Source organism: Nocardia sp. JW2 (assembly GCF_051843015.1).
In the GTDB taxonomy this organism is placed as follows: Bacteria; Actinomycetota; Actinomycetes; order Mycobacteriales; family Mycobacteriaceae; genus Nocardia; species Nocardia coubleae.
This window is the reverse complement of the sequence record NZ_JBPXLK010000002.1, coordinates 285,458-308,289: the sequence shown is the minus strand read 5'-3', so window position 1 is coordinate 308,289 and position 22,832 is coordinate 285,458. Positions and strand designations below refer to the sequence as shown.

The window sequence follows — 22,832 nt, the reverse complement described above, 5'->3', positions numbered from 1 at the left end:
CCAGACCCCCCTGGTGGCGATCTGAGCCCTTCATATTGGTTGGACGCACCGACGGTGTGTTCGGTTCCGTCATTTCGGAGAAAATTTCCTGGATCTACGGCGTGATTGCGACAGATCTCATCACGTCCTCGCACGCTGATCCGACAGTCCCCCATCCTTCTGTTCCATGTTGGCAACCAACGTTGGTTTGGACACCATGGTCGAGCAGGACATACCACCTGACGACGGACCCGTCACCAGGAAGCTCTTGGTAGCCGATCCCCCGGCGCCCAGCGAACACCACGTCACGTTCCGGTGTGGTGAACCGGCCGGGCTGGGCCCGCTCGATTCGTGACGTAATGTCCCTTAGCACTTCATCATATCCGGCGAGATCTGCAACAGTGTTGTACATCACAGTGATTCGGGCCGCCGCCGCAGACTTCGGTGTCAGCACTGCTCGTTCCGGGGTCGAAGCCGCCGTGAGCTGCCAGTTCGCGGGGATATCGAAGGAGACTCGACCCATCACGTGGTTGGGCGAAGGTGCTGCCGGTCGGCTGGACGGCGGCAGAGACTGTGTGGTCGGCGGTCGCAGGGCTTGGGTGGAGGCGGTTGTCGACAGCGAGCCTTGGGCCGCTGAAGCCTCTCCCTCCCCGCCCTTGGCCGCCATGATCCCAGCCACGCCCAACGAGACCAGAACGAGAACAACTGCAGCAGCAGCAATGGCTTTCGCCATTCCAGCGCGTGGGCTGGGCGCTGACGCTGCCGCGCGCTCACGCAAGGTTCCGACCCAATCCTGGCGATTCGGTTGGCCTGATGAGCCGGGTGCGCCGCCGCGGCGAGCTTGCGGACGAAGCAAGGCAGTGAACGTCGATGATTGCACCAACGGTGGCTGAGAGGTCCAGGACGCGGAGACGAAGTCGCGTAGCTGTTGGTCGAGCGAACCGTCGTGTTGACCGACCACGATGACGGTCGACGGGCGGTGCCCCTCCACGACATGACGGATCATCGCAGCCAGGCGTTCGAAGGTCGCCTCGCTCAATTCTTCTGCGCCAAGGGTCGGATCGTGCTCACACGCAGTGAGTTGCACCTGATCGTGGGCCCGCGCGACGGCACTCACCGTGAGGTGGAGCGACTCCACCTCCACCACGACGATCAATTCGGATGAGGACAGGGCCTGCCGCAACGAAGCGATGCGCGTCGCGAGTGTCTCGAGGACTACCGCGCTCGAATACCTGGCGAGCGAGTTCTCGAAGACTGCACATTGCGCTGTGGACCATGAACCGGGGTGTGCCACATCGATTGCCGAACCTGGGGCTATCGGCATCAACTCGGAGAACAGCTCATCGACGACCGCATTCACAGCGTCGGCCATCGATAAAGGTGTCGGGCCGAATCCGATCCATGCCGCGTCGGCCAAGGTCAACACGGCTGCCGACGGTTGCTCGGCCCCAATGGGAGCTCCGACCGCGATCCCTCCCTGCACGGGCATCACCGAGGGGAGTACGTCTGCGTGGTGGTCGGCGGTGCGCGCCCAGATGCGCGCGCCGCTGACGACCACATCGACGATGCTCACAGGGCCGGCGACCATGCCACCTGCACCAGGTCGATCGCGTTCCTGGTAACCAATGTTCCTCGGCCGGGGGGCATCGCGCTCGGGCGGATATTGCCGAATAGCTGGCCTTCGTCACGGCTACCACTCATCACCATGCCGATGCAGCCGACATCACGCATGCGGGAGATGACCGGTTCGTACAGCGCGCGCGACGCGCCACCCGAGCGACGGGCGATGATCAGGTGGAAGCCGATGTCCTTCGCGTGCGGGATGTACTCCACCAGGGGTGTCAGCGGATTACCCGACGACGTGACCACCAGGTCGTAGTCGTCGATGATCAGGTAGAGCTCCGGACCCGACCACCAGGAGCGTGCGCGCAACTCCTGCTGGGTGATGTTCGGACCGGGCATCCGTGATTTCAGGATGCCGACAACCTGCTGAACGAACGGAGCAAGTACTTCCGACGACGGCGCGTAGCCGGCGAGGTGATTTCCCTCGACCGTTCCGAGCAGGGTGCGCCGGTAGTCGCCGAGGATGATCTTCGCCTGACCGGGCGTATTCGACTCCACGATGCCCTGGCAGATGTCACGCAGCAACGCGGTCTTACCGCACTCACTGTCGCCGAACACCAAGAAGTGCGGCGTCTCTGCGAGATTCAGCATCACCGGGGCGAGTTCGGATTCGTTGACACCGATCGGAACCTGCAGGTTCGGGCGCGACGGGTCGAGGCCGGCGGGCCAATCGTTCATCGCGCGCAGCAGCGATGCACGATCGAGCTCGTCGGGCAGGGTGCGGGTGCCAGGGGCCGGGCGGCCCGGGGTGCGCTGGGCGATCAAATCGACTGCGTGCGCGACACCGGTGCTCAGATCCGTCGGGTCCGAACTGCCGTCGACACGCGGCAACGCCATCAGCATGTGCAGGGCGTCAGGCGTGATACCGCGGCCTGGTCTGCCCTGCGGAACGAGCGACGCGAACTTACGGCCGATCTCGGAGTCCATCGGGTCACCGAGGCGAAGTTCGATGCGGGTGCCGATCTGGTCTTTGAGGGCGGGGCGGGCTTCCATCCACCGCGAAAGCGAGATCACCACGTGCACGCCGTACGAAAGGCCTTGCAGCGCAAGATTGGTGATCTGCTGCTCGAGGGCTTCGTAGTCCTGGCGGATCGTGCCGAAGCCGTCGATCACCAGGAAGGCATCACCGTAGGGGTCGGCGTGGGCACCGGCGGCTGCGGGGCTGCTGTTGGGGTCGGACGCGCGCAGGCGCCGGTACTCGGCCATGGACTCGATGCCGAGCTGGTGAAAGCGCTTCTCTCGCTGCCGGACCAGCGTCGACATCTCTGCCACTGTGCGGCGGACCTTGTCGGGATCGAGACGGCTCGCCACCGAACCCACGTGCGGCAGGCCTTCGAGGCTGCCCAGGGTGCCACCACCGAAATCCAGGCAGTAGAACTGCACCTGTTCGGCCGTGTGCGCCAACGACATTGCCATCACGAGCGAACGCAACGCAGTCGACTTACCCGATTGCGGGCCACCGACGATCGCCACGTGGCCACGCGCGCCGGACAGGTCGAGCATCAACGGGTCACGACGCTGGTCGTATGGCTTGTCGACGATGCCGATCGGTGCGCGCAATGTGGCGGCTGCGGAGTATTCCCCCGTGAGAATCGACCGCGGAATCAACTGATCCAACGTCGGCGCCTCGTCCAACGGCGGCAACCAGATCTCGTGTGCGGGACGCCCATGGCCCTGGATTCGGGAGACGAGCATGTTCAGGTTCGACACCTGGTCGTTCTCGTCGCCCGTCGGCTCCGGCTCGTACTCGGCCTCGACCGGCAGCGGGATGCGGTCGGAGGTGCGGAAGTCGACGTGGGTGGCGCTGAAGGGGCGGGCGTTGACGTCGATCTCGCCGCCGACGATGCCCGCGCTGGTGACCTCGCGCTGCGAGCCGCCGCCGACGTAGGGGCCGGAGACGTAGGAGGCCTGGAAGCGCTGGATCTCGCCGGAGTCGGCTTTGAGGTAACCACCACCGGGTGAGTTGGGCAGGTTGTAGGCGTCGGGGACGCCGAGGACCTGGCGGGACTCGTTGGCGGAGAAGGTCTTCAGGCCGATGCGGTAGGACAGGTGGGACTCGAGGCCCTTGAGCTTGCCCTCTTCCAGGCGCTGGGAGGCGAGCAACAGGTGCACGTGCAGCGAGCGGCCGAGGCGGCCGATCATCACGAACAGTTCGGCGAAATCGGGGTGCTGGGTGAGGAGTTCGGAGAACTCGTCGAGCACGACGAACAGCGCGGGCAGTGGGTCGAGGTCGGCGCCTGCCGCGCGGGCCTTCTCGTATTCGGAGACGTTGGCGAAGTTGCCCGCCTGACGCAGGACTTCCTGGCGGCGGTTCATCTCACCGGCCAGGGCGTCCTTCATACGGTCGACGAGGTCGGCCTCGTCTTCGAGGTTGGTGATGACGGCGGCGACGTGCGGGACACCGTCGAGGCCGAGGAAGGTGGCGCCACCCTTGAAGTCGACGAGGACGAGATTGAGCTGGTCGGGTGAGTGGGTGGCGAGCAGGCTGAGCACGAGGGTGCGCAGGAACTCGGACTTGCCGGAACCGGTGGCGCCGATGCAGAGGCCGTGCGGGCCCATGCCGTTCTCGGCGGCTTCCTTGATGTCGAGTTCCACGGGGGCACCGTCGGCGCCGAGACCGAAGGGCACGCGCAGGCGTTCGCGGCCGTAGCGGGGACGCCACGCGCTGGCGGGGTTGAAGTTGCCGATGTCGCCGAGGTTCATCAGCTGTGCCCAGCTGGTGATGGCCTCGGACTCGTCGGTCTCCACATCGCTGCTGCGCTGGGTGGCGGCGCGGTAGGGGGCGAGGCGACGGGCGGCCTGCTGGGCCTGCTCGGCGCTGACGCGGTCGATGGTGGCGAAGCGTTCCTGGTTGCCGGTGGCACCGCGGCCGAGGCACTCACCGTTCTCGACGACCATCTTGATGCCGCGCGAAACGGCAAGGCGCGGTGCGTAATTGCACAGGTCGATGATGGTGACGCCCTCGAAACCGGATTCGCGCAGCTGGTCGTCCTCGGCCTCGAGCAGACCGCCGTCGACCACGATGACCACGTGCACCATGTTCGGGTTGTTCGGCTGGTTACGCGAGTAGCGCACCCGGTTGCCGAGCAGCGGGTGCAGGCCCGACATCGCTTCGCGGATGGAGCCGTAGAACATGCGCTGGGTGCCGACACCGTCGGTCACCTCGGGATGCTGGGTGTGCGGCAGCCACTTGGTCCATTCCCATTCACGGGCGGTGTCGGGACCACACACCACCGCGACCAGCACCTGGTCGGGGGCCTGGAACATGCACAGCTGCAACAACATCGCGCGCGTCATGTCGCGGGCCTGGGCGCGGTCGCCGTCGAGGGCGATGGTGCCGAAGCCCTTCACCGCGATGGCCGTCGGCAGGTCGGGGACGGTGGAGTGGGCGCGGACGAAACGGCGGAGGGAGACCGCCGCGATCGGCTCGAGCTCTTCGACCGGACCGGTCTCGGGGGCGACGAGACGGGTGGCGAGACGCTGACCGCCCAGGCCGATGCGGGCGTGGCAGAAGTCCTTGTCACCGGAGCGTCGTTCCCACATGCGGCTGGTGCCGGCGAGCATCCAGATCAGGCCGGGCTCGGGGTGACTCCACTCGACGGCGGCGCGCTGCTGCTTGGCGGTCTCGTCGACGTCCTTGCGGACCTGATCGAGATAACGCAAGTAGTCTTTACGATCCTCGTTGGCCTCGGCGGCCTTGGCGCCCTTGCCGTTTCCCTGCCCGAACATGGTGACCATCGACATGATCATCATCAGCGGGAACATCATCGACATCGGGTTGGACAGCATGCCGCTGCCCTGGGTGAACATCAGCGCCATCATGCCGACCATGCCGACCACCATGACCACGGGCATCAGCTTCATCAGCAGATTGCCGGGCGTGATGCGTGGGATCTCGGGCGGCGGCTGGAGGGTGACTTCGCCACCGGGCGTGCGCGGCATCTCGCGCCGGGCACGGCGCTGGAACCGGACTGTGCTCATGGTCGAAGACTCCCCCTGCTTGACTACTCGCTGTCTGTCCTCGCGACGGGCTCAGTGTAGAGGTCGCGGCCGACATGTCGTATGGTTCGTCAGGCATTCTGCTGTCCGAACGGTGGGTTCCGCAAACTGTCGGCCGCTGACCGGTCGAGCGGAAACGCGAGGTAGAGACGGAGTTGGGGGAGTTTTGACGCACGCGCGACTCGATCATGTGGAAGAGGATTCCGCGCGCGGAATCGTTCGCGCACCCGACCTTGCCCGGGTGACGATTCTGGCCAAGCACACACAGGTCGACATGGCGATTCCGGTGGACGTTCCGGTCGCGCTCGTCATCCCGAGTGTGGTCGACATGGTCGCCGCGCACAGCCGCTCCAACGACTTCGACAACGACGGCGAACGCTACGAACCCGCCGAATGGGTCCTGGCCCGCATCGGCCATCCGCCCTTCTCGAACTCGCTGAGCCTCGGCGAACACGGTGTGCGCGACGGTGAGCTGCTGATGCTCGAGAGCGCCTCGCACACCGCGCCGACGCCGCTGTTCGACGACATCATGTACAACGTCGCGATCGCCGACGCCGAGCACTACCGCAGCTGGACCCCCAAGACCGCGCGCATCACCGGTTCCGTGCTCGCCGCGCTCACGATGCTGGTCGGCTGCTTCGGCCTGCTCGCCGCCCCCGACGGTGTGCCGTTCTGGGTGAGCGGGTCGCTGGCCCTGTTCGTCGCCGTGCTGTGCGTGATCGCCGGGACGGTGCTCAGCCGCATGTACGGCGACACCTCCGCCGCATTGGTCCTCGGCGGATGTGCCCTGCCGACCGCGTTCACCGGCGGCATGATGCTGGTGCCCGACCACTACGGCTGGGCGAATCTGTTGCTCGGCGCCGCCCTGTTCGGTGCGACTGCGGTGCTCGCGTGGCGGGTCACCGGGGTGGGGCTCGCGCTGTTCATCGGTGCCGCCGCGATTTCGCTGTTCGTCGTTCCCGCTGCGCTGGTCGGTCTGCTCACCGATCAGCCGGTGAAGGCCATCGGCGCCGTCGTCGCGGCGCTGGCGCTCGCGGGTCTTTCACTCTCGCCGCGTGTTTCGATGCTGCTGGCCAAGCTGCCGCTGCCGCCGGTCCCCTCCCCCGGCACCCCGATCGACCCCACCGAGGACGACCCGGACGACCACCGCGCGCTGCCCACCCTCGACAATCTGCGCGCCCGTTCGGAGCGCGCCCGCAACTACCTCGCCGGCCTCGTCAGCGCGACCACGCTGGTCACCGTCGTCGGCGCGCTGCTCGCGACCAACCCGTCCGCCGACGACCCGTACTGGCCCGGCATCGCGCTTGCGCTGGTGTGCGCGGTGGTCCTGATGTTCCGCAGCCGCACCTACGCGGGCGCCGAGCAGGCCGTCGTGCTGATCGCGGGTGGTTCGGCGATCGTGCTGCTGATGCTGATCGGTGTCGCGGTCGGGATGGAACAGCCGCTCGTGGTGTTCGGGGCCGCGCTGGTGATCCTGGTCGCCGCGCTGGTCATCGGCCTGATCGTGCCCAACCAGTCCGCCACCCCGCCGATGCGCCGGGCCGCCGAACTCATCGAGTACGGCTTCGTCGCCGCGGTGCTTCCGCTGGTGTTCTGGGTCGCCGATCTCTACTCGCTGGTGCGCGGTCTGTAGCTTTCGCACGGACGGGGCTGCCTCCCAACGGGATTCGACCGGCGGGCAGGCAGCCCCTTTTTCGTCGGTCCAGCACTGTCCTCGCCGGTGCGCCGGGCGCGCTACTGTCCTGCTCAGACGTGTAGTCCAGCGAAGCAGGTAGCGATGACAACGACGACCGAGCACCCGCTCACCCGGCGGCAACGCTGGGAGCAGCGCACCAACCTGCCGTTGATGATGCTCGCGATCGCGTTCCTGCTCATCTACGCCTGGCGGGTGCTCGACACCCAGGCCTCCCCCACCCTCGATATCACGCTCATCTGGGCCGATATCGCGATATGGGCGGCATTCGCGATCGACTTCGCGGTTCGGCTGTACCTCTCGACCGACCGTGGCCGATTCGTCCGCAAACACCCGCTCGACCTGCTCGTAGTCCTGGTCCCACCGTTCCGGCCGCTGCGACTGCTGCGCGTGGCACTACTGCTGCTCGACAGCCTCAATCGCGCGACCAAACCGCGCACCCGGCTGATGACCTTCGTCGCGACGAGCTCGCTGCTCATCCTGCTGCTGTGCAGCCTGGCGTTCTTCGACGCCGAGTACGGCGCACCGGACAGCAAGATCAAGACCTTCGCCGACGCACTGTGGTGGTCGGCGGTCTCGGTGACCACCGTCGGCTACGGCGACGTCTACCCGGTGACGCCCGAGGGCCGCCTGGTGTCGCTGGTCCTGATGACGCTCGGCATCGGCCTGATCTCCTTCGCCATCGGCACCATGACCAGCTGGGTGGTCGAGCAGCTCAAAACCGTCGACGAGGCCGCCGACCGCACCGAACGAACCCTCGCCGAACTAGTAGAGGAGGTGCGTTCGCTGCGCGCCGAGGTGGCCGAGCTGACCACCGACCGACAAACCCCTGGCGGCTAATTCACCGACGCGACAGGCTGTTTCGCGGGTGAGGGATCGGGCGACACACCGTCGTGCGCGACCATCGCGTCCTCGCGGCCGAGGCTCGGGCCGCCGGCGAGCAGCCCGATGATCGCCCAGGGCGCCGGTTCGGCAGTGACGTTCTCGAGGCCGAGCGCCTTCACCGCTTCGGCGTTCTTGATGCCGAAGCGCACGCCGGTGTCGGCGATGTAGAACAGGCTGTCCTTGCGGCGGCTGTCGGGCTCGATGCCGGTGGACTGCACGTAGGCGCCGACGCCCGGCGGGATGTAGACGGAGTCGGCGTTAGGACCCGCACCGTCGGCTTGGGCCAGGTCGACGAGTTTGGCTTTGTTCGGGATCGGCATGTCGATGCCGGTGAGCAGGGTCAGTTCGGCGCGGGCAGTGCTGTCGTCGTTGTCTGTGGCACCGGCGATCGGCTTCCACGAGATGCAGCTGACCGGCCGATCCTTGGCGGTGATCAAGGTCGGCCGCTCGGCCGGATAGTTCTGCACATTCAGTTCGTTTGTCCGGTCCGCGTATGTAGCCTCGGTCGCCTGAATGGTGGTGCCGGTCATCGTGGTGTCGTAGGTGTTACGGAGAATCTGCGCGGTCAGTTGTGACACCGGCTGCAAGCCGTTGGCGAGAACCACGTAGTTCTGATTGGGTTCGTTGAAAACCTGGACGACATCACCGATGCGGTGGCCGCTCACCGCGTAGGGCGGGGTTCCACCAGGATTGGTAACAACCGGCGAAACGATCGGCAGCACTTCGGGAATCGCATTCAGCAATCCCTCGCTGATGGGCCGCGGCTCCGCATCCACGATTCCCAAGGCATTGACCACCGGCCGATCGCTGAGATTCACGCGGGCCCGCTTGCCGTCGTAGATCAGGTAGGTGGCGTCCTTGCCCTTGACGAGCATCGCCTTACCGGTCTCCACCTTGGACGCCTTGTCGCCGAGTTCGGGGGCGCCCGCGAGGACGGAGGTGGTGAGGTCGGTGCTGCCGTCGGCCTTGAGCCGGTCGCACACCGACCAGGGCCTGCCCTTGCCGTCCTTGTCGTACTGGATCGACGAGGGGGCGCCGGGGATGCCGACGAGCTGACCGCGCGGCTTCTTGCCGAGTTCGGACTCCTTGACGATCACCGCTTTGGCCGCCTCACCCGCGGCCAGGCGGGCGGAGGCGAGGTTGAGCGCGGGGTGGACGACATTGTCGATCACCACGTAGACGCCGCCGGATTCCTTACCGATCAGGATCTTGTTGTCGCCGATCTTGTCCTGCGGCTTGAGCAGGGCGAGCACGCCGCAACCGGCGAGAACGACGATGCCGAGAACCAATCCGACCACGTAGGCACGGGTTTGGGCGCGCATCGGATCGTGCAGCATGCGCACGTCGCGCCGTACAAGGGCGTGCTCCATCCGCCGCACCAGGAAGCGGTAACCGCTGACCTGCCAGCGCGTAGTGGGTTTTGAAGGCATGGTTCCTCCCCCGAACAGTGCTCTTGTCCGGGCAACACAGTACAGTTCCCGGCAGCACTTGTTCGCATTCGGCCATCGGTCGATCGGTAATCGGGTACTTGGGGGAGGAACGAATGGCCGACTTCACCGGTGCGGGTCCGCGTCCGCTGTTCGGTCGGATTTCGCTGCCGCATCTGCTCATCGCGCAGGTCCTCGGTCTCGTCGCGGGGCTCGTCGCGCTGGTGGTCGGCCTCGGCGCGTTGCCGTCGCTCGGGGTGGCGGTGGCGGTGATGCTCGTTCCGCTGATCCCGATCGGCAAGCGCACGATCCTCGACTGGCTCGCCACCATCCGCGGTTACGCGAGCAAGCGGGATTACACCCTCGGTGACACCGTGGATTTCCGTGGCGCCGACGGCCGTTCGCTCGGGCTGTACTGGGACGGCAGCCGGGTGGTCACCGTGGTCGAGGTCCTGCCGCCCAAGGGCGGACTCACCCGGATCGCGCGCACCGCCGTGCACGCCTCCCACCTGCTCCCGCTGCCCGAACTCGCCGCCTGCCTCACCCAGCACGACATCCTGCTCAGCGGCATCGACATCATCAGCCACGGCCACCGCAGCCGCTCCGGCACACCCGCGGGCGCGATCTACGAGTCGCTGCTCGGCCCGCTGCCCGCCACCGCGCATCGCACGGTGTGGCTGGCGATCAGCTTCGACGCGGTGCAGTGCCCCGAGGCCGCGGCACGACGCGGCGGCGGCACCGAAGGCGCGTCCCGTGCGGTCACCATCGCCACCCAGCGCATCATGCGCACGCTGGAAGACGCCGACTGCAACGCCCGCATCCTCACCGCCCCCGAAATCCGGAAAGCCGTGCAGCAGATCACCGTCGGGCTCGATCCGCGCACGCTCACCCAACGCTGGAAGTACGCCGAGATCGGCAACGCGGTCAATATCGGCAGCGCGGTCGACCCCGCGCAGCTCGGCTCGGACCTGCTCGCCCAGCTGTGGGTCGCGCCGTCGCGCGGCACGACTGTCGCCGTGCGGCTGCGCCCGGGTAGTGACGCCGAATCGGTGAGCGTGGGCGCGGCTTGGCGCCTGACCGCGCGCGAACTGCCCGAGAAGGCCAAGACCAAGGGCATGATCTCGATGAACGGGCGCCACCGCGACGCACTGCTCGCGCACCTGCCGATCGCGGTGCCCGGCGTCGACGACACGGTACCGACCACCGAGTACCCGATCGACGTCATCGGCGCGCTGCACCTGCCCTCGGCCGGGTGCGGGCAGCTGCTCGGTTCCGACGAGGAGGGCAACGGTGTGGCGACGCGCATCATCGGCGCCGGTATCTCCACCGTCTACGTCGCCGGTGAGCTGTACCTGGCCCAGCAGTTGGTGTTCCGTGCGCTCGCCGTCGGCGAGCGGGTGCTGATCCGCACCGATCGCGCTCAGGCCTGGGAGCAGCTGGTGACCACCGTCGGCAACCCCGAGCGGTTGACCATCGCGGTCGAAACACACCAGTCCGACGCGGGATTCACCGCGACCATCGTCGACGGTGTGCTCGCGCCTGCCCCGCACGCCGGTGTCACCACGATCTACCTCACCGCCGACCCCAACGGCTGGCCCGCCTCCCGCCCCGATCTGGAGATCTACCAACCGGGCGCGGTCGGCAACCGGGTGGTGCTGCGGACGGGTACGACAAGGGTGAACCTCACGCTGGTCTCCATTCCGCGCGAGTCGACCTACATCGGTCAGCCGCGCGGTCAGCGGGCGATGGCGTCTCAGCCGGGATAGGTCGGCCGCGCTTCCCGCAGCACCGTTCCCCACCAGGCCAATTGGCGAAGCATCCGCTCGCGGGCGTCGACCGCCGCGCCGTCGGTGGGGTCGAAGTGCCGTTTGGCCTGGGCGAAGCTCACCGATTCGCGCACCGAGACCATGTGCAGTTCGGCGACGACCTGCCGCAACTGCTCGACCGCGCGCAATCCACCCGACAGCCCGCCGTAGGACACGAAACCGATGGGCTTGGCCCGCCATTCGTGTTTGGCGCTGTCGAGCGCGGCCTTGAGCGAGGCCGGATAGCCGTGGTTGTACTCGGAGGTGACGACCACGAAGGCGTCGGCGGCGCCGAGACGTTCCCGGAATGCCGCGACCTGCGGGGTTTCGGTGAGCTCGGTCGGCATCGGGTGGTCGATCAGATCCAGCACCCCCACCTCGAATTCCGGCCGGTCGGCCAGCGCCCCGAGGAACCAGTCGGCCACCACGGGCGCGAACCGGCCGGGCCGGGTGCTGGCGACGATGACCTCCAACCGCAGTGGTTCATCCATACCCTGAGCCTATCGATGCTGCCCCGGCGCCGATGCGAGCGGGCGGATCAGGCACGATGGTCACCGTTCGTTCATGTTCCGGCGACGTGTGACGAAGGGGGACGCTCATGATTCTCGACCGCTGGCAGTTGGTGGAAACACTGGGGGAAGCGCATACCTGGTCGATGCTCACTTCGGGCACGACGCCGCGCGAGTGGACGTCCTACGAGCGGGCGATCTCGGCGCAGTTGCGGCCCTTGGTCGTGGCCGCTTACGACTCGGGCGAACCGGTCGACAAGGTGCTGCCGAAATCGCGGAAACCGTGGTCGGAGCACCGCTTTCGCGCGGTCCCCGTGGTGTGGCCGGGCTCGGCGCCACATGCGGTGAAGGTGTGGGTGGGCAGGCAGGCGCCCACCGAGGAGCTCGGTGTCTCGCCGTTCCGGATCGATGCGCGCACCCGCCGGGTGAGCAGCAGGCCCGGCGGCCTCGGCGCCCATTTCGGTGCCGAACCGAGGGAATACCGTGGCGCCGAGCCGTACCAGCTGGTGGAACGCTTCGACGCCGCGCTCGATCTCGTTGCCGCGCTGAACCGTTCGGAACCGGGCAGTCGCTGGTCGGGAATCGCCACCATACGTTCCGGGATCGGGCCTCGATCAATGCTGATCGCCACCCGCAACGAGACCGACGACCGGTTCCAGTGGCGTGGTGTGTCGATCGACGTCACCGACAGCATTGCGCCACAACCGAAATCACTCGAGGCGACCACCCTCGAATTGCTGCGCGACACCCAGCCCGGGCTGTATCTGGCCATCATCGACACCGTGCAGGCGCGTCCGGTGCGGTGGGTCACCGAGCCGCTGCCCGGAGTGCGCTGGCACCGAGTCGACGACCGCGACATCCCGCACCCCGAGGACCGGGTCAGGATCCTCGAGGTGCGCGAGCAGATTCTGGCGGGGGCGACGAACGCGACACTGCCGGGGCTGCGGCTTGCCACCGAGTCGGGTGAGTGGCTGGTGGCCGACGTCGAGGTGTCACCCCTACCCGGCGCGCCGGGTGACGGCACGCCGTTGTTCGTCCTGGCTCAGGTGCGGCTCACCCCCGGGCAGTTCTAAGGCTGAGCCGGTTGTTCTCAGGGCAGTTCGAAGGGCAGTGACACCCCGGCGTGCACCTGGCAGCGCTCGCAGGTGTCGGTGCCGTCGACGGCCGCCACGGCGCTGCGCATGAGCTCCTTGAACGGGCCGAGGTTCTTCTTGAACTCCGCGAACACGTCGACCGCGTGCACGCCCTGCCCCTCCTCCAGGCCCGCGTCCAGATCGGTGACCAGAGCCACTGCGGCGTAGCACATTTCGAGTTCCCGAGCCAGGACGGCCTCGGGGTGGCCGGTCATATTGACCAGGTCCCAGCCCTGCCCGGCGAACCAGCGGCTCTCGGCCCTTGTCGAGAAGCGCGGGCCCTGCACCACGACCATCGTGCCCGAGGGTTCGACGCGCAACTGGCCTGCACCGGCCGCCTTCACCGCCGCGCCGCGCAGGTCGTCGCAGTAGGGGTCGGCGAAGGAGACGTGGATACCGCCGCCGTCGAAGTAGGTCTGCGGACGGCCCGAGGTCCGGTCGACGAGCTGATCCGGTACCGCGACGGTCCCCGGCCCCCAGTCGGCGCGCAGGCTACCGACGGCGCACGGCGCGAACACCCGGCGCACACCGAGCGAGCGCAGCGCCCACATATTGGCCCGGTAGGGCAGCGTGTGCGGAGCGTATTCGTGCTGCTTGCCGTGGCGCGGGAGGAAGGCGACGTGGCGGCCTTCCACCTCGCCGATCGCGACCGGGGCGCTCGGCGTGCCGTACGGTGTGTCGACGTCGACGTGCACCGCGTCGTTGTCGAAGAAGTCATAGAAACCGCTGCCGCCGATGACGGCGAGGGCGGGCCGGGGATGCGAACTCATACCGCTGATTCTCCCGTCCGGCCCGGTCTCGAGGAGCACCGGGACCACATCTGACAATTCCCTCGCGAAACTGTACCCTAGGGGGGTATCAGCTCGCAGTATGCGGGCCCGACGCACGAGGAGATCACGGTGACCACACCCACCCCCGACACCGCGCCCGCCGACGAGCACGCCGGCCACCACGGCCACGGCTACATCACCGCCAAGGACGACTACCTCAAGCGCCTGCGCCGCATCGAGGGCCAGGCCCGCGGCCTGCAGCGCATGGTCGAGGAGGAGAAGTACTGCATCGACATCCTCACCCAGGTCTCGGCGATGACCAAGGCCCTACAGGCGGTCGCGATGGGGCTGCTCGAAGACCACATCAGCCACTGCGTCGTCGACGCCGCCGTCGCGGGCGGACCCGAGGCCGAGGCGAAGATCAAGGAAGCCACCGACGCCATCGCGCGACTCGTCCGATCCTGAAAGACCGCGTCTGCCTGCACCGACTGTTGTGAAGTGACGATTCACAGAATTGGCGTAATCCGCTGTGCAACAATGCATTTTCGGTATTCAGGGGCGCCGTGAACCTGTTCGTCGTGGCGCCCACGTGAGAGCAGGATCGATGATGACGGCGCAAAGCAACACGGCAGACACCCCTCTTTCGGAACTTCTCCGCCATGGTGAGCGAGATTTTCAGGAACGGTTGCAGCAACTGCTGATCGACCCCGACTACGCCATCACCGTGCACCAGGGCCAAGCGCAGCGGCGCGAGAACGCCTACGCCCAGCTGCGTGACCTGGTCAAGGAACTCGGCAAGGCCAGCGATGTCGCGACCAACCTCCCCCAATTGTTCGCGTTGTTCGACTGGTCCGCGGTGCTGGCGACCGACCTCATCCCGTTGATCTCGGGCCACTTCAACCTGGCGTCGGGCTCGCTGTCCACGCTCACCGACTCGGACTCGGCGGCGCCGTACCTGCACGACCTCGACGACGCCACCGCGATCGGTGTCATGCTGCTCACCGAGTACGGTTGCGGCTCCAACATCGGCTTCATGCAGACCACGGCGACCTGGGAAGACGGCGGGTTCGTCATCAACACCCCGAACCCGCGGGCCCGCAAGTTCATGCCGAGCGTCGGTATCCCGGTCTCGCGCGTGTGCGTCGTGGGTGCCCGCTTCATCGACGCGGCGGGTGTCGATCAGGGCGTGCACCTGTTCACCGCGCGTCTGCGGGTGGCCGACGGCACGGCCGCACCCGGTGTCACGATCACCCAGCTCGACCGGCAGCCGCTGGTCATCATGGACAACTCGGTCATCAGCTTCGACAATCTCCGCGTCGACCGCAGCGCCTGGCTGGGTGGAAACCTGGCGACCATCGACGACAACGGTGTCCTGACCTGGAACGACGAGGACAGCCAGCGCCGCTCGTTCGCCTCCGCGATCAGCCAGCTGACGGTCGGTCGCCTGGCCCTCGCGTCGTGCCTGAACGCCACCGCGCGGGCCTCGCTCTACATCGCGCTGCGCTACGCCGCCAAGCGCGCGGTGCCGTTGACGCCGACCGCCACGACGGTCATGGCCGACATCCCGCATGTGCGCAACACCCTGCTCACCGATCTGGCAGGCACGGTCGCGCGCACCATTTTCGGCAACGCGGTCAAGACCTCCCTCGCCAACAGCGACCTCACCGATCGCGACACCGTCGTCTCGGTGATGCTGGCCAAGCACTTCATCCAGCTGCACGCCCTGGACACGGTGACCCACTGCCGCATCAAGATGGGTGCGCAGGGCATGTTCAGTGCCAACCGGGTCGCCGACTACATCGGCGTCTGCCACGCGGCCATCACCGGCGAAGGCGACTGCCATGTGCTCGGCTCTGTGGCCGGTCGCGTCCTGGCCAGGCACCTCGCGGGCAAGGTACCGCCGCAGACCGGTCTGCACGATCCCGCCGTCACCACCGACCGCCTCGGCCTGTTCACCGCGCGCACGCTCACGATCGTGCAGGAAGCCCAGCGGCACCTGGAATCAGGCGACCTCGCGGATCGGCTCGCCGTCATCCCGGAAGCGCTCGAACTCGCCGAGGCCTACAGCGCGGAGGAAGCGTTGCAGCTGCTGCACCGGTACGAGCACCTGCCCGAAATCGCCGCCGTGCGTGACGTTTTCGCGCTGCACTACCTCGATCAGAATGCCGCGTGGTACCTCACCCGCGGTTACCTGGACGTTGCCGCTGTGGAAGGCATCAAGCAGCAGCTGCGGGACGCCATCGACACGCTCGCCGACAACGTTCCGGCCCTGCTCGATTCCTTCGGCTTCGACGACGAGATCCTCGGCGCGCCGGTGCTGTTCGACGATCTACCCGGCGCGTGGGAGAGCCGCATCAACAGCTGACAGGCCGTTACAGCGACAGCGGCGCCGTTCGTGGGAACACGACCGGCAACGCTGACAACGCTCGGTGAAATGGCCCGGGACGCCACACCAGGTCGTCCTGGGCCACTCCGAGCTTCAGCTCCGGGAGGACATCGAAGAGCTGGTCGATGACGTCCTGTGCCAGCAGCACGCCATACGGGCGCGCATGCGCGGGGCAGGCGTGTTCGCCCGCGCTGAACGCCAGGTTCCAGCCGTTGCCGAGGAAATCGCCGGTGTTGATCGTCGGATCGGTATTGCAGGCGGCCATGCTGATGATGACCGGCTGCTGCGCGGGCAGCAGCACGCCGTCGATCGGCACGGACTGGCGCGGGTAGGTGATGCAGTAGTTCGCCATCGGCGGGTCGGTGGCGAGGCGCTCATCGATCGCCATCTTGGTGGACAACGGCATCGAGTTGCCTTCGCCGGTGAAGCGGGGATCGGTCAGCATCAGCAGCAGGGTGTTGGCGATGAGGTTCATCGGCGGCTCGACGCCTGCCGCGAACATCAGCACCAGCTGATGCACCATCTCGTCGTCGGTCAGCCGCGCCGGATGCTGGACGAGGCGGGTGGTGATGTCGTCGCCCGGCTGCGAGCGCTTCAGCGCGGTGAGGTCGAGCAGGGCGTTGGTCATGATCGTGTTCACCTTGTCGGTGTCCACGCCGTCGAACATCGCGGCATTGGCCCTGGCGACTTCCGCGCCGATCTCGGGCGGGCAACCGAGGAATTCGCACAGCACCGAGAAGACCATCGGGAAGATGTACTGGTGCAGCACATCCGCGTGCCCGTCCGTGCAGAACGAGTTGATGATCGGGATGGCCGATCGCTCCACGCTGGTGCGCATGACATTGAGGTCCATCCCGGCGAGCGCGTCGTTCACGGCGTCGCGGTAGCGGGTGTGGCCTTTGCCGGTGGTACGCAGCGCGTTCGGCCGGTACTCGATCATCGGCATGATCGGGATGTCGCGTGGCACGGTCGCCTGCCACGCCCTCGGGTCAGCGGAGAAGTTCGCGGGGTCGTTGAGAATCCGCACGGCGGTGCTGAATTTGATGACCAGCGTCGCGGGCACACCCGGCCACAGCTCGACCGGCACCAGCGATTCGTACTCGTCACGCATCCGGCGGTAGGCACCGTGCGGATCGGCCGCGAACGCCTCGTCGTAGAGCGGAATCCGGTGCTCGGGCACCGCCGCGGACAACGGCGAGTTGCGGATGGCACCCTGATTCGTGTCCTGCGGATTCACAATAACTCCCTGAAATCGACTGCGGCGCAATGGTAGTCCAGACGGACCGCTCGACTCGTAACCGGCCAGAGCCTACCAGCGCGTATGCCTACGCGCCCGCCAGTTCCCGAGTTGCTCGCGCCACCCCGGTCAAGGATCCTTGTCACGCTCGATCGGTGACCTCCGCCGGTCAGGACGGTGACGGAGACATCGGCCGCTCGGCAGTCAGTCGCCGCAGCAGCCCTCGGCGGCGGGGACGGTCCGGGTCTCGCGGGTCTGGGCGTTGCGGGCGGCCAGGTCGGCGTCGGCGGGATAGTCGACCGCGATCAGGCTCAGGCCGTGTGCGGGGGCGACGGTCACGGAGCTGGAGCGTTCCGTTTCCGACAGCAGCGACGCGACCCACTCCGGTGTCCGGCGTCCCTCGCCGACAGCGAGCACCGCGCCCACCAGGCTGCGGACCATCGACCAGCAGAACGCGTCGGCGCTCACGTACGCGGTGAGCAGGTCGCCCTCCCGCTCCCAGTCGAAACGCTGCAGTTCGCGCACGGTAGTCGCGCCCTCGCGGCGACGGCAGAAGGCGGCGAAGTTGTGCAGTCCCAACAACTTTCCGGAGGCGGCGCGCATGGCTTCCAGATCCACACCCGGCTTGCAGGCGACCACACTGCGCGCGCGCAGCGGTTCGGCACCGTAGGGGGCTGTGGTGAGGCGGTAGGCGTAGTGGCGCCGCATCGCCGAGAACCGGGCATCGAATTCCGGTGGAGCCGTGCGGATATCGGTGATGCGGACGTCCTTGGGCAGGAAGCGGGCCATCCGGTACATCAGCTTGTCGGCGTCGAATTCGGCGGTGGTGTCGAAATGTGCCACCTGGCCCTCGGCGTGCACGCCCGCGTCGGTTCGCCCGGCGACGGTGAGCACGATCGGCTCACGGAACACCTTCGACAGCGATTCCTCCAGCACGCCCTGCACGGTGCGCAACCCGGGCTGACGCGCCCACCCGATGAAATCGGTGCCGTCGTAACTGATTCCGAGCCGCACGCGCGACCGTTCCCGCTCGATCTCGTCCATCGGACCTCCCTGCCTCACCAACTCTGACCAAAAGAACGAGCCCGCCACCCACGAAGGGTGACGGGCTCGGTCGAACTCCTGAGAATCAGGCGTCCTTCTTGTCCTCAGCGGCCTCGTCGGCGGCCGGAGCCTCGACGACCTCGTCGGCCTCGGCTTCGGTGGCCTCGGCGGCGGGCGCCTCGGTCTTCTGCGAAGCGGCGACGCGACGGGCGCGGTCGGCCTCGTTGGTCACGGTCTTCTCGCGGACCAGCTCGATGACGGCCATCGGCGCGTTGTCACCCTTGCGCGGCAGCGCCTTGGTGATGCGGGTGTAGCCACCCTCGCGACCCTCGAACGAGGGGCCGATCTCCGCGAACAGCGCGTGCACGATGTCCTTGTTGCGGATGACCTTCATGACCTCGCGACGGTCGGCAAGGGTGCCGGCCTTCGCGCGGGTGATGAGCTTCTCGGCGTAGGGGCGGACCGCCTTGGCCTTCGACTCGGTGGTCGTGATCCGACCGTGCTCGAAAAGCGCCGTGGCCAGGTTGGCGAAGATCGCCTTCTGGTGCGACGCCGACCCGCCGAAGCGGGCACCCTTCTTGGGCTTGGGCATTGGATTCTCCTTGTGAAAGGCGCAGCCGGGGTGCCCCCCGATGGCCTAGAGCTGTTCGGTCTCGGCGTAGTCCTGCTCGCCGCCGTCGGTGTCACTGAAGGTGCCGGAATCGCTCCAGGTGCCGGTGCTCGCGTCGTAACCCACCACGGAGGACGGGTCGAACGAAGCGGGCGAGTCCTTCAGCGAGAGGCCGAGCGCGTGCAGCTTGACCTTCACCTCGTCGATGGACTTCTGGCCGAAGTTGCGGATGTCGAGCAGGTCCGACTCGGTGCGGGCGACGAGCTCGCCCACCGTGTGCACACCCTCGCGCTTGAGGCAGTTGTAGGACCGGACGGTGAGGTCCAGGTCCTCGATCGGCAGACCGAACGAGGCGATGTGGTCCGCCTCGGCCGGGCTGGGGCCGATCTCGATGCCCTCGGCTTCGACGTTGAGCTCACGGGCCAGGCCGAAGAGCTCGACCAGGGTCTTACCGGCCGAAGCCAGCGCGTCCCGGGCCGTGATGGAGTTCTTGGTCTCCACGTCGAGGATGAGACGGTCGAAGTCGGTGCGCTGCTCGACACGGGTGGCCTCGACCTTGTAGGTCACCTTGAGCACCGGGGAGTAGATCGAATCCACCGGGATCCGGCCGATTTCCGCGCCGGTCGCCTTGTTCTGCACGGCGGGCACGTAACCGCGGCCCCGCTCGACGACGAGCTCGATCTCGAGCTTGCCCTTGTCGTTCAGGGTGGCGATGTGCATGTCCGGGTTGTGCACGACGACGCCGGCCGGCGGGACGATGTCACCGGCGGTGACGGTGCCCGGGCCCTGCTTACGCACGTACATGGTGACCGGCTCGTCCTCTTCGGAGGACACGACCAGACCCTTGAGGTTCAGGATGATGTCGGTGACGTCTTCCTTCACACCGGGAACGGTGGTGAACTCGTGCAGGACACCGTCGATGCGGATGCTCGTGACCGCGGCCCCCGGGATGGAGGACAGCAGGGTACGACGCAGCGAGTTGCCGAGGGTGTAACCGAAGCCCGGCTCGAGGGGTTCGATGGTGAACTTCGAGCGGTTCTCCGCCACAACCTCTTCGGTCAGTGTCGGACGCTGGGAAATCAGCATGAGGATCTACTTCCTGTTCAGGGCGTCCGCTATTTGACGCCTAATCAGTGATTGCGGGGGCCGTCGTAGGAACGGCCCCCACCAAAAGCGCTTACTTCGAGTAGTACTCGACGATGAGCTGTTCCTGCAGCGGCACATCGATCTGGGCACGCTCGGGGAGCTGGTGCACCAGGATGCGCAGGCGGCCGGGGACGACCTGCAGCCAGCCCGGAACCTGACGGTCGCCGACGGTCTCACGCGCCACCTGGAACGGCAGGGTGGGCAGCGACTTCTCCCGGACATCGATGATGTCGTACTGGGAGACCTGGTAGCTGGGCACGTCGACCTTCACGCCGTTGACCAGGAAGTGGCCGTGGCTGACGAGCTGACGGGCCTGACGACGGGTACGAGCCAGACCGGCGCGGTACACGACGTTGTCCAGACGCGACTCGAGCAGACGCAGCAGGTTGTCGCCGGTCTTGCCCTTGAGGCGGTTGGCCTCTTCGTAGTAGCGACGGAACTGCTTTTCCATGACGCCGTAGGAGAAGCGAGCCTTCTGCTTCTCCTGCAGCTGCATCAGGTACTCGGATTCCTTGATCCGCGCGCGGCCGTGCTGGCCGGGCGGGTAAGGACGACGCTCGAACGCCTGGTCGCCTCCGACGAGGTCGACGCGCAGACGACGCGACTTGCGGGTGATGGGGCCTGTATAACGAGCCATTTTTTAGCTGTTTCCTTTCCCGCTAGACGCGACGGCGCTTGGGCGGCCGGCAGCCGTTGTGCGGCTGAGGAGTGACATCGGAGATCGAGCCGACCTCGAGGCCAGCGGCCTGAAGCGAACGGATCGCGGTCTCGCGGCCCGAACCCGGGCCCTTCACGAACACGTCGACCTTCTTGACGCCGTTCTCCTGCGCCTTGCGGGCAGCGTTCTCGGCAGCGAGCTGCGCGGCGAACGGGGTGCTCTTACGCGAACCCTTGAAACCGACGTGGCCCGACGACGCCCACGAGATGACATTGCCCTCGGGGTCGGTGATCGAGACGATGGTGTTGTTGAACGTGCTCTTGATGTGCGCGTGGCCGTGCGGGATGTTCTTCTTATCCCGGCGACGCGACTTCTGAGTCTTCTTCGGGCCAGCGGCCCGGCTCTTCGGAGGCATACGCTATCCCTACTTCTTCTTGCCGGCGACGGTCTTCTTCGGACCCTTGCGCGTACGCGCGTTGGTCTTGGTGCGCTGACCACGCACAGGCAGGCCACGACGGTGGCGGATGCCCTGGTAGCAGCCGATCTCGATCTTGCGGCGAATATCGGCCTGGACCTCGCGGCGCAGGTCACCTTCGACCTTGAACTCCGACGCTTCGATGTAGTCGCGCAGCTTGCTCAGGTCGTCGTCGCTGAGATCCTTCGAGCGCAGGTCCGGGCTGACGCCGGTCTGAGCCAGGATCTCGGTGGCGCGGGTGCGCCCGATTCCGAAAATGTAGGTCAGCGCGATCTCCATGCGCTTTTCGCGCGGGAGATCAACGCCCATCAGACGTGCCATGTGGCAGGTTCCTTAATGGTTGCGGAGGTCTGCTCCCTGTCCGTCCCCCCGTCTTTGCAAATGGGGGCACCGGCCTCCGTACCGGTGGTTGGCGCGCACACGTGCGTACGCGCTGGAGCTGGGAGTTCTTCTTTTTCGGTCAGTCCGATCAGACGATCGGTGCCCGGCGGTGAGGCTTGCTCAGCCCTGACGCTGCTTGTGGCGCAGGTTGTCGCAGATCACCATGACCCGACCGTGACGGCGGATCACCTTGCACTTCTCGCAGATCTTCTTGACGCTCGGCTGAACCTTCACGTCCGTCCAATCTTTTCGTGGGTTCACAAGGGTCTGTGAACACAGTTTTTCCCCAGCCGACGACTGGGGAAGTCTCTTGTCGCGTTCCGACCTGGGCCGGAACACCGTGTGACGCCGCGGGCCTCGGGCTCGCGACGTCAGGCAGGCATCACTTGTAGCGGTAGACGATCCGGCCGCGGGACAGGTCGTACGGCGAGAGCTCGACGACCACGCGGTCTTCCGGAAGGATGCGAATGTAGTGCTGCCGCATCTTTCCGCTGATGTGCGCGAGAACCTTGTGACCGTTCTCGAGCTCGATCCGGAACATCGCATTGGGCAGCGGCTCGACAACTCGACCCTCGACCTCGATGGCCCCGTCTTTCTTCGCCATATCCTCCGCGATCCCGGTTATGCTCAACCTTGAGTGGATTACCTCGTAGCTGCTCACCCACAGGCCCGACGAACTTCCCGGGTTTGCACGCGAACAGTCGGCGCCTAGGTGCACCGCCGCTCAAGCTTACCGGGCCGTGTGCGCTGAGGCAAAAAGACCCCGACGGTACACCCTGAACGTGGCGCACGTCGCACAATGGAGACGTCGACGGTGGGCATGCGGGCAGGCATGAGGCGCCCGCCACGCCGATCGGGTTGTCGCGTAAACTCACCGGCGTCGCAAGTAGTGGGTCGATCAGATCGGGGGACCCTGGTGAGCGGAGCGCACCGGTGAGCCGCAACAACGACAGCCTCCCCATGTTGCCGCCATGGCTGTCGGAGAGCGAAGTCACCCAGGTCGGGTACGAGGCACCGGTCGAGAACCTGCCACAGGACGAACCGATCGACGAGGCACCCAAGCGCCGTCGGT

At 66.7% G+C, this 22,832-nt stretch carries 20 protein-coding genes; 6 read left to right on the top strand and 14 right to left on the bottom strand.

The window, feature by feature from the left end:
* Positions 1 to 94: 94 nt before the first annotated feature.
* Positions 95 to 1,552, bottom strand: a complete 1,458-nt coding sequence (locus ACSVDM_RS04390) for a type VII secretion-associated protein (RefSeq protein WP_439262993.1) — start codon at positions 1,550 to 1,552, stop codon at positions 95 to 97.
* Positions 1,549 to 5,583: a type VII secretion protein EccCa gene (gene eccCa / locus ACSVDM_RS04385; protein ID WP_439262991.1), complete on the bottom strand. Its 4,035-nt coding sequence runs from the start codon at positions 5,581 to 5,583 to the stop codon at positions 1,549 to 1,551. Before eccCa ends, ACSVDM_RS04390 begins: the two co-directional genes overlap by 4 nt.
* 184 nt (positions 5,584 to 5,767) lie before the next feature.
* Between eccCa and eccD the strand changes: the two genes are divergently transcribed.
* Positions 5,768 to 7,234: a type VII secretion integral membrane protein EccD gene (gene eccD / locus ACSVDM_RS04380; RefSeq protein ID WP_439262989.1), complete on the top strand. Its 1,467-nt coding sequence runs from the start codon at positions 5,768 to 5,770 to the stop codon at positions 7,232 to 7,234.
* A 144-nt stretch (positions 7,235 to 7,378) separates the two neighbouring features.
* Positions 7,379 to 8,134 carry a potassium channel family protein gene (locus tag ACSVDM_RS04375; RefSeq protein WP_439262987.1) on the top strand — a complete coding sequence of 252 codons (756 nt, stop codon included), beginning with the start codon at positions 7,379 to 7,381 and terminating at the stop codon, positions 8,132 to 8,134.
* On the opposite strand, the gene eccB is transcribed toward ACSVDM_RS04375, so the two are convergent.
* Positions 8,131 to 9,609 carry a type VII secretion protein EccB gene (eccB, locus tag ACSVDM_RS04370; RefSeq protein WP_439262985.1) on the bottom strand — a complete coding sequence of 493 codons (1,479 nt, stop codon included), beginning with the start codon at positions 9,607 to 9,609 and terminating at the stop codon, positions 8,131 to 8,133. The genes ACSVDM_RS04375 and eccB overlap by 4 nt on opposite strands.
* 113 nt (positions 9,610 to 9,722) lie before the next feature.
* Here eccB and eccE point away from each other — a divergent pair, with 113 nt between their 5' ends.
* Positions 9,723 to 11,372 carry a type VII secretion protein EccE gene (eccE, locus tag ACSVDM_RS04365; RefSeq protein WP_439262983.1) on the top strand — a complete coding sequence of 550 codons (1,650 nt, stop codon included), beginning with the start codon at positions 9,723 to 9,725 and terminating at the stop codon, positions 11,370 to 11,372.
* On the opposite strand, the gene ACSVDM_RS04360 is transcribed toward eccE, so the two are convergent.
* Entirely contained in the window at positions 11,360 to 11,902 is a 543-nt protein-coding gene (locus ACSVDM_RS04360; RefSeq protein ID WP_356984966.1) for an NADPH-dependent FMN reductase, read from the bottom strand. The two genes, eccE and ACSVDM_RS04360, sit on opposite strands and share 13 nt — an antisense overlap.
* A gap of 107 nt (positions 11,903 to 12,009) precedes the next feature.
* On the opposite strand from ACSVDM_RS04360, the gene ACSVDM_RS04355 reads away from it, so the two are divergent.
* Entirely contained in the window at positions 12,010 to 12,993 is a 984-nt protein-coding gene (locus ACSVDM_RS04355; RefSeq protein WP_439262981.1) for a GAF domain-containing protein, read from the top strand.
* Positions 12,994 to 13,010: 17 nt separating this feature from the next.
* Here ACSVDM_RS04355 and ACSVDM_RS04350 read toward each other — a convergent pair whose 3' ends face one another.
* Positions 13,011 to 13,823, bottom strand: coding sequence for an S-methyl-5'-thioadenosine phosphorylase (locus tag ACSVDM_RS04350; protein ID WP_439262979.1), 813 nt, complete (start codon positions 13,821 to 13,823; stop codon positions 13,011 to 13,013).
* 129 nt (positions 13,824 to 13,952) lie between these two features.
* Between ACSVDM_RS04350 and ACSVDM_RS04345 the strand changes: the two genes are divergently transcribed.
* Together ACSVDM_RS04345 and ACSVDM_RS04340 are read left to right on the top strand one after the other, a co-directional pair.
* On the top strand, positions 13,953 to 14,288 hold the full coding sequence (locus ACSVDM_RS04345) for a metal-sensitive transcriptional regulator (RefSeq protein ID WP_067641208.1): 336 nt from the start codon (positions 13,953 to 13,955) through the stop codon (positions 14,286 to 14,288).
* A 220-nt stretch (positions 14,289 to 14,508) separates the two neighbouring features.
* Positions 14,509 to 16,188 (top strand): acyl-CoA dehydrogenase family protein, encoded by a 1,680-nt coding sequence (locus ACSVDM_RS04340; protein ID WP_439262976.1) that lies wholly within the window; start codon positions 14,509 to 14,511, stop codon positions 16,186 to 16,188.
* Between the two features lie 7 nt (positions 16,189 to 16,195).
* Here ACSVDM_RS04340 and ACSVDM_RS04335 read toward each other — a convergent pair whose 3' ends face one another.
* From ACSVDM_RS04335 to infA, 9 genes are all read right to left on the bottom strand, one after another.
* Positions 16,196 to 17,446, bottom strand: a complete 1,251-nt coding sequence (locus ACSVDM_RS04335; protein ID WP_067490992.1) for a cytochrome P450 — start codon at positions 17,444 to 17,446, stop codon at positions 16,196 to 16,198.
* A 204-nt stretch (positions 17,447 to 17,650) separates the two neighbouring features.
* Positions 17,651 to 18,490 carry a tRNA pseudouridine(38-40) synthase TruA gene (truA, locus tag ACSVDM_RS04330; RefSeq protein ID WP_067490994.1) on the bottom strand — a complete coding sequence of 280 codons (840 nt, stop codon included), beginning with the start codon at positions 18,488 to 18,490 and terminating at the stop codon, positions 17,651 to 17,653.
* 85 nt (positions 18,491 to 18,575) lie between these two features.
* The gene (gene rplQ / locus ACSVDM_RS04325) at positions 18,576 to 19,082 is read right to left on the bottom strand and encodes a 50S ribosomal protein L17 (protein WP_357395322.1); all 507 of its coding nucleotides are present in this window, start codon (positions 19,080 to 19,082) and stop codon (positions 18,576 to 18,578) included.
* 45 nt (positions 19,083 to 19,127) lie between these two features.
* Positions 19,128 to 20,186: a DNA-directed RNA polymerase subunit alpha gene (locus ACSVDM_RS04320; protein ID WP_022567324.1), complete on the bottom strand. Its 1,059-nt coding sequence runs from the start codon at positions 20,184 to 20,186 to the stop codon at positions 19,128 to 19,130.
* Between the two features lie 91 nt (positions 20,187 to 20,277).
* Positions 20,278 to 20,883, bottom strand: a complete 606-nt coding sequence (gene rpsD / locus ACSVDM_RS04315; protein ID WP_067490998.1) for a 30S ribosomal protein S4 — start codon at positions 20,881 to 20,883, stop codon at positions 20,278 to 20,280.
* Between the two features lie 22 nt (positions 20,884 to 20,905).
* The gene (gene rpsK, locus ACSVDM_RS04310; RefSeq protein WP_019045110.1) at positions 20,906 to 21,319 is read right to left on the bottom strand and encodes a 30S ribosomal protein S11; all 414 of its coding nucleotides are present in this window, start codon (positions 21,317 to 21,319) and stop codon (positions 20,906 to 20,908) included.
* Between the two features lie 9 nt (positions 21,320 to 21,328).
* Complete coding sequence (rpsM, locus tag ACSVDM_RS04305; RefSeq protein ID WP_067491000.1) at positions 21,329 to 21,700, bottom strand: 30S ribosomal protein S13; 372 nt, start codon at positions 21,698 to 21,700, stop codon at positions 21,329 to 21,331.
* 180 nt (positions 21,701 to 21,880) lie between these two features.
* Positions 21,881 to 21,994, bottom strand: a complete 114-nt coding sequence (rpmJ, locus tag ACSVDM_RS04300; RefSeq protein WP_011207363.1) for a 50S ribosomal protein L36 — start codon at positions 21,992 to 21,994, stop codon at positions 21,881 to 21,883.
* Positions 21,995 to 22,142: 148 nt separating this feature from the next.
* Positions 22,143 to 22,364, bottom strand: a complete 222-nt coding sequence (gene infA / locus ACSVDM_RS04295) for a translation initiation factor IF-1 (protein WP_003418601.1) — start codon at positions 22,362 to 22,364, stop codon at positions 22,143 to 22,145.
* Between the last annotated feature and the right edge of the window lie 468 nt (positions 22,365 to 22,832).

Excerpts from the sequence above, each read along its gene's own strand:
- eccCa (WP_439262991.1), bottom strand. The coding sequence starts at position 5,583 with ATGAGCACAGTCCGGTTCCAGCGCCGTGCCCGGCGCGAGATGCCGCGC.
- ACSVDM_RS04375 (WP_439262987.1), top strand. The coding sequence starts at position 7,379 with ATGACAACGACGACCGAGCACCCGCTCACCCGGCGGCAACGCTGGGAG.
- eccB (WP_439262985.1), bottom strand. The coding sequence starts at position 9,609 with ATGCCTTCAAAACCCACTACGCGCTGGCAGGTCAGCGGTTACCGCTTC.
- eccE (WP_439262983.1), top strand. The coding sequence starts at position 9,723 with ATGGCCGACTTCACCGGTGCGGGTCCGCGTCCGCTGTTCGGTCGGATT.
- ACSVDM_RS04360 (WP_356984966.1), bottom strand. The coding sequence starts at position 11,902 with ATGGATGAACCACTGCGGTTGGAGGTCATCGTCGCCAGCACCCGGCCC.
- ACSVDM_RS04355 (WP_439262981.1), top strand. The coding sequence starts at position 12,010 with ATGATTCTCGACCGCTGGCAGTTGGTGGAAACACTGGGGGAAGCGCAT.
- ACSVDM_RS04350 (WP_439262979.1), bottom strand. The coding sequence starts at position 13,823 with ATGAGTTCGCATCCCCGGCCCGCCCTCGCCGTCATCGGCGGCAGCGGT.
- truA (WP_067490994.1), bottom strand. The coding sequence starts at position 18,490 with ATGGACGAGATCGAGCGGGAACGGTCGCGCGTGCGGCTCGGAATCAGT.
- rplQ (WP_357395322.1), bottom strand. The coding sequence starts at position 19,082 with ATGCCCAAGCCCAAGAAGGGTGCCCGCTTCGGCGGGTCGGCGTCGCAC.
- ACSVDM_RS04320 (WP_022567324.1), bottom strand. The coding sequence starts at position 20,186 with ATGCTGATTTCCCAGCGTCCGACACTGACCGAAGAGGTTGTGGCGGAG.
- rpsD (WP_067490998.1), bottom strand. The coding sequence starts at position 20,883 with ATGGCTCGTTATACAGGCCCCATCACCCGCAAGTCGCGTCGTCTGCGC.
- rpsK (WP_019045110.1), bottom strand. The coding sequence starts at position 21,319 with ATGCCTCCGAAGAGCCGGGCCGCTGGCCCGAAGAAGACTCAGAAGTCG.
- rpsM (WP_067491000.1), bottom strand. The coding sequence starts at position 21,700 with ATGGCACGTCTGATGGGCGTTGATCTCCCGCGCGAAAAGCGCATGGAG.
- infA (WP_003418601.1), bottom strand. The coding sequence starts at position 22,364 with ATGGCGAAGAAAGACGGGGCCATCGAGGTCGAGGGTCGAGTTGTCGAG.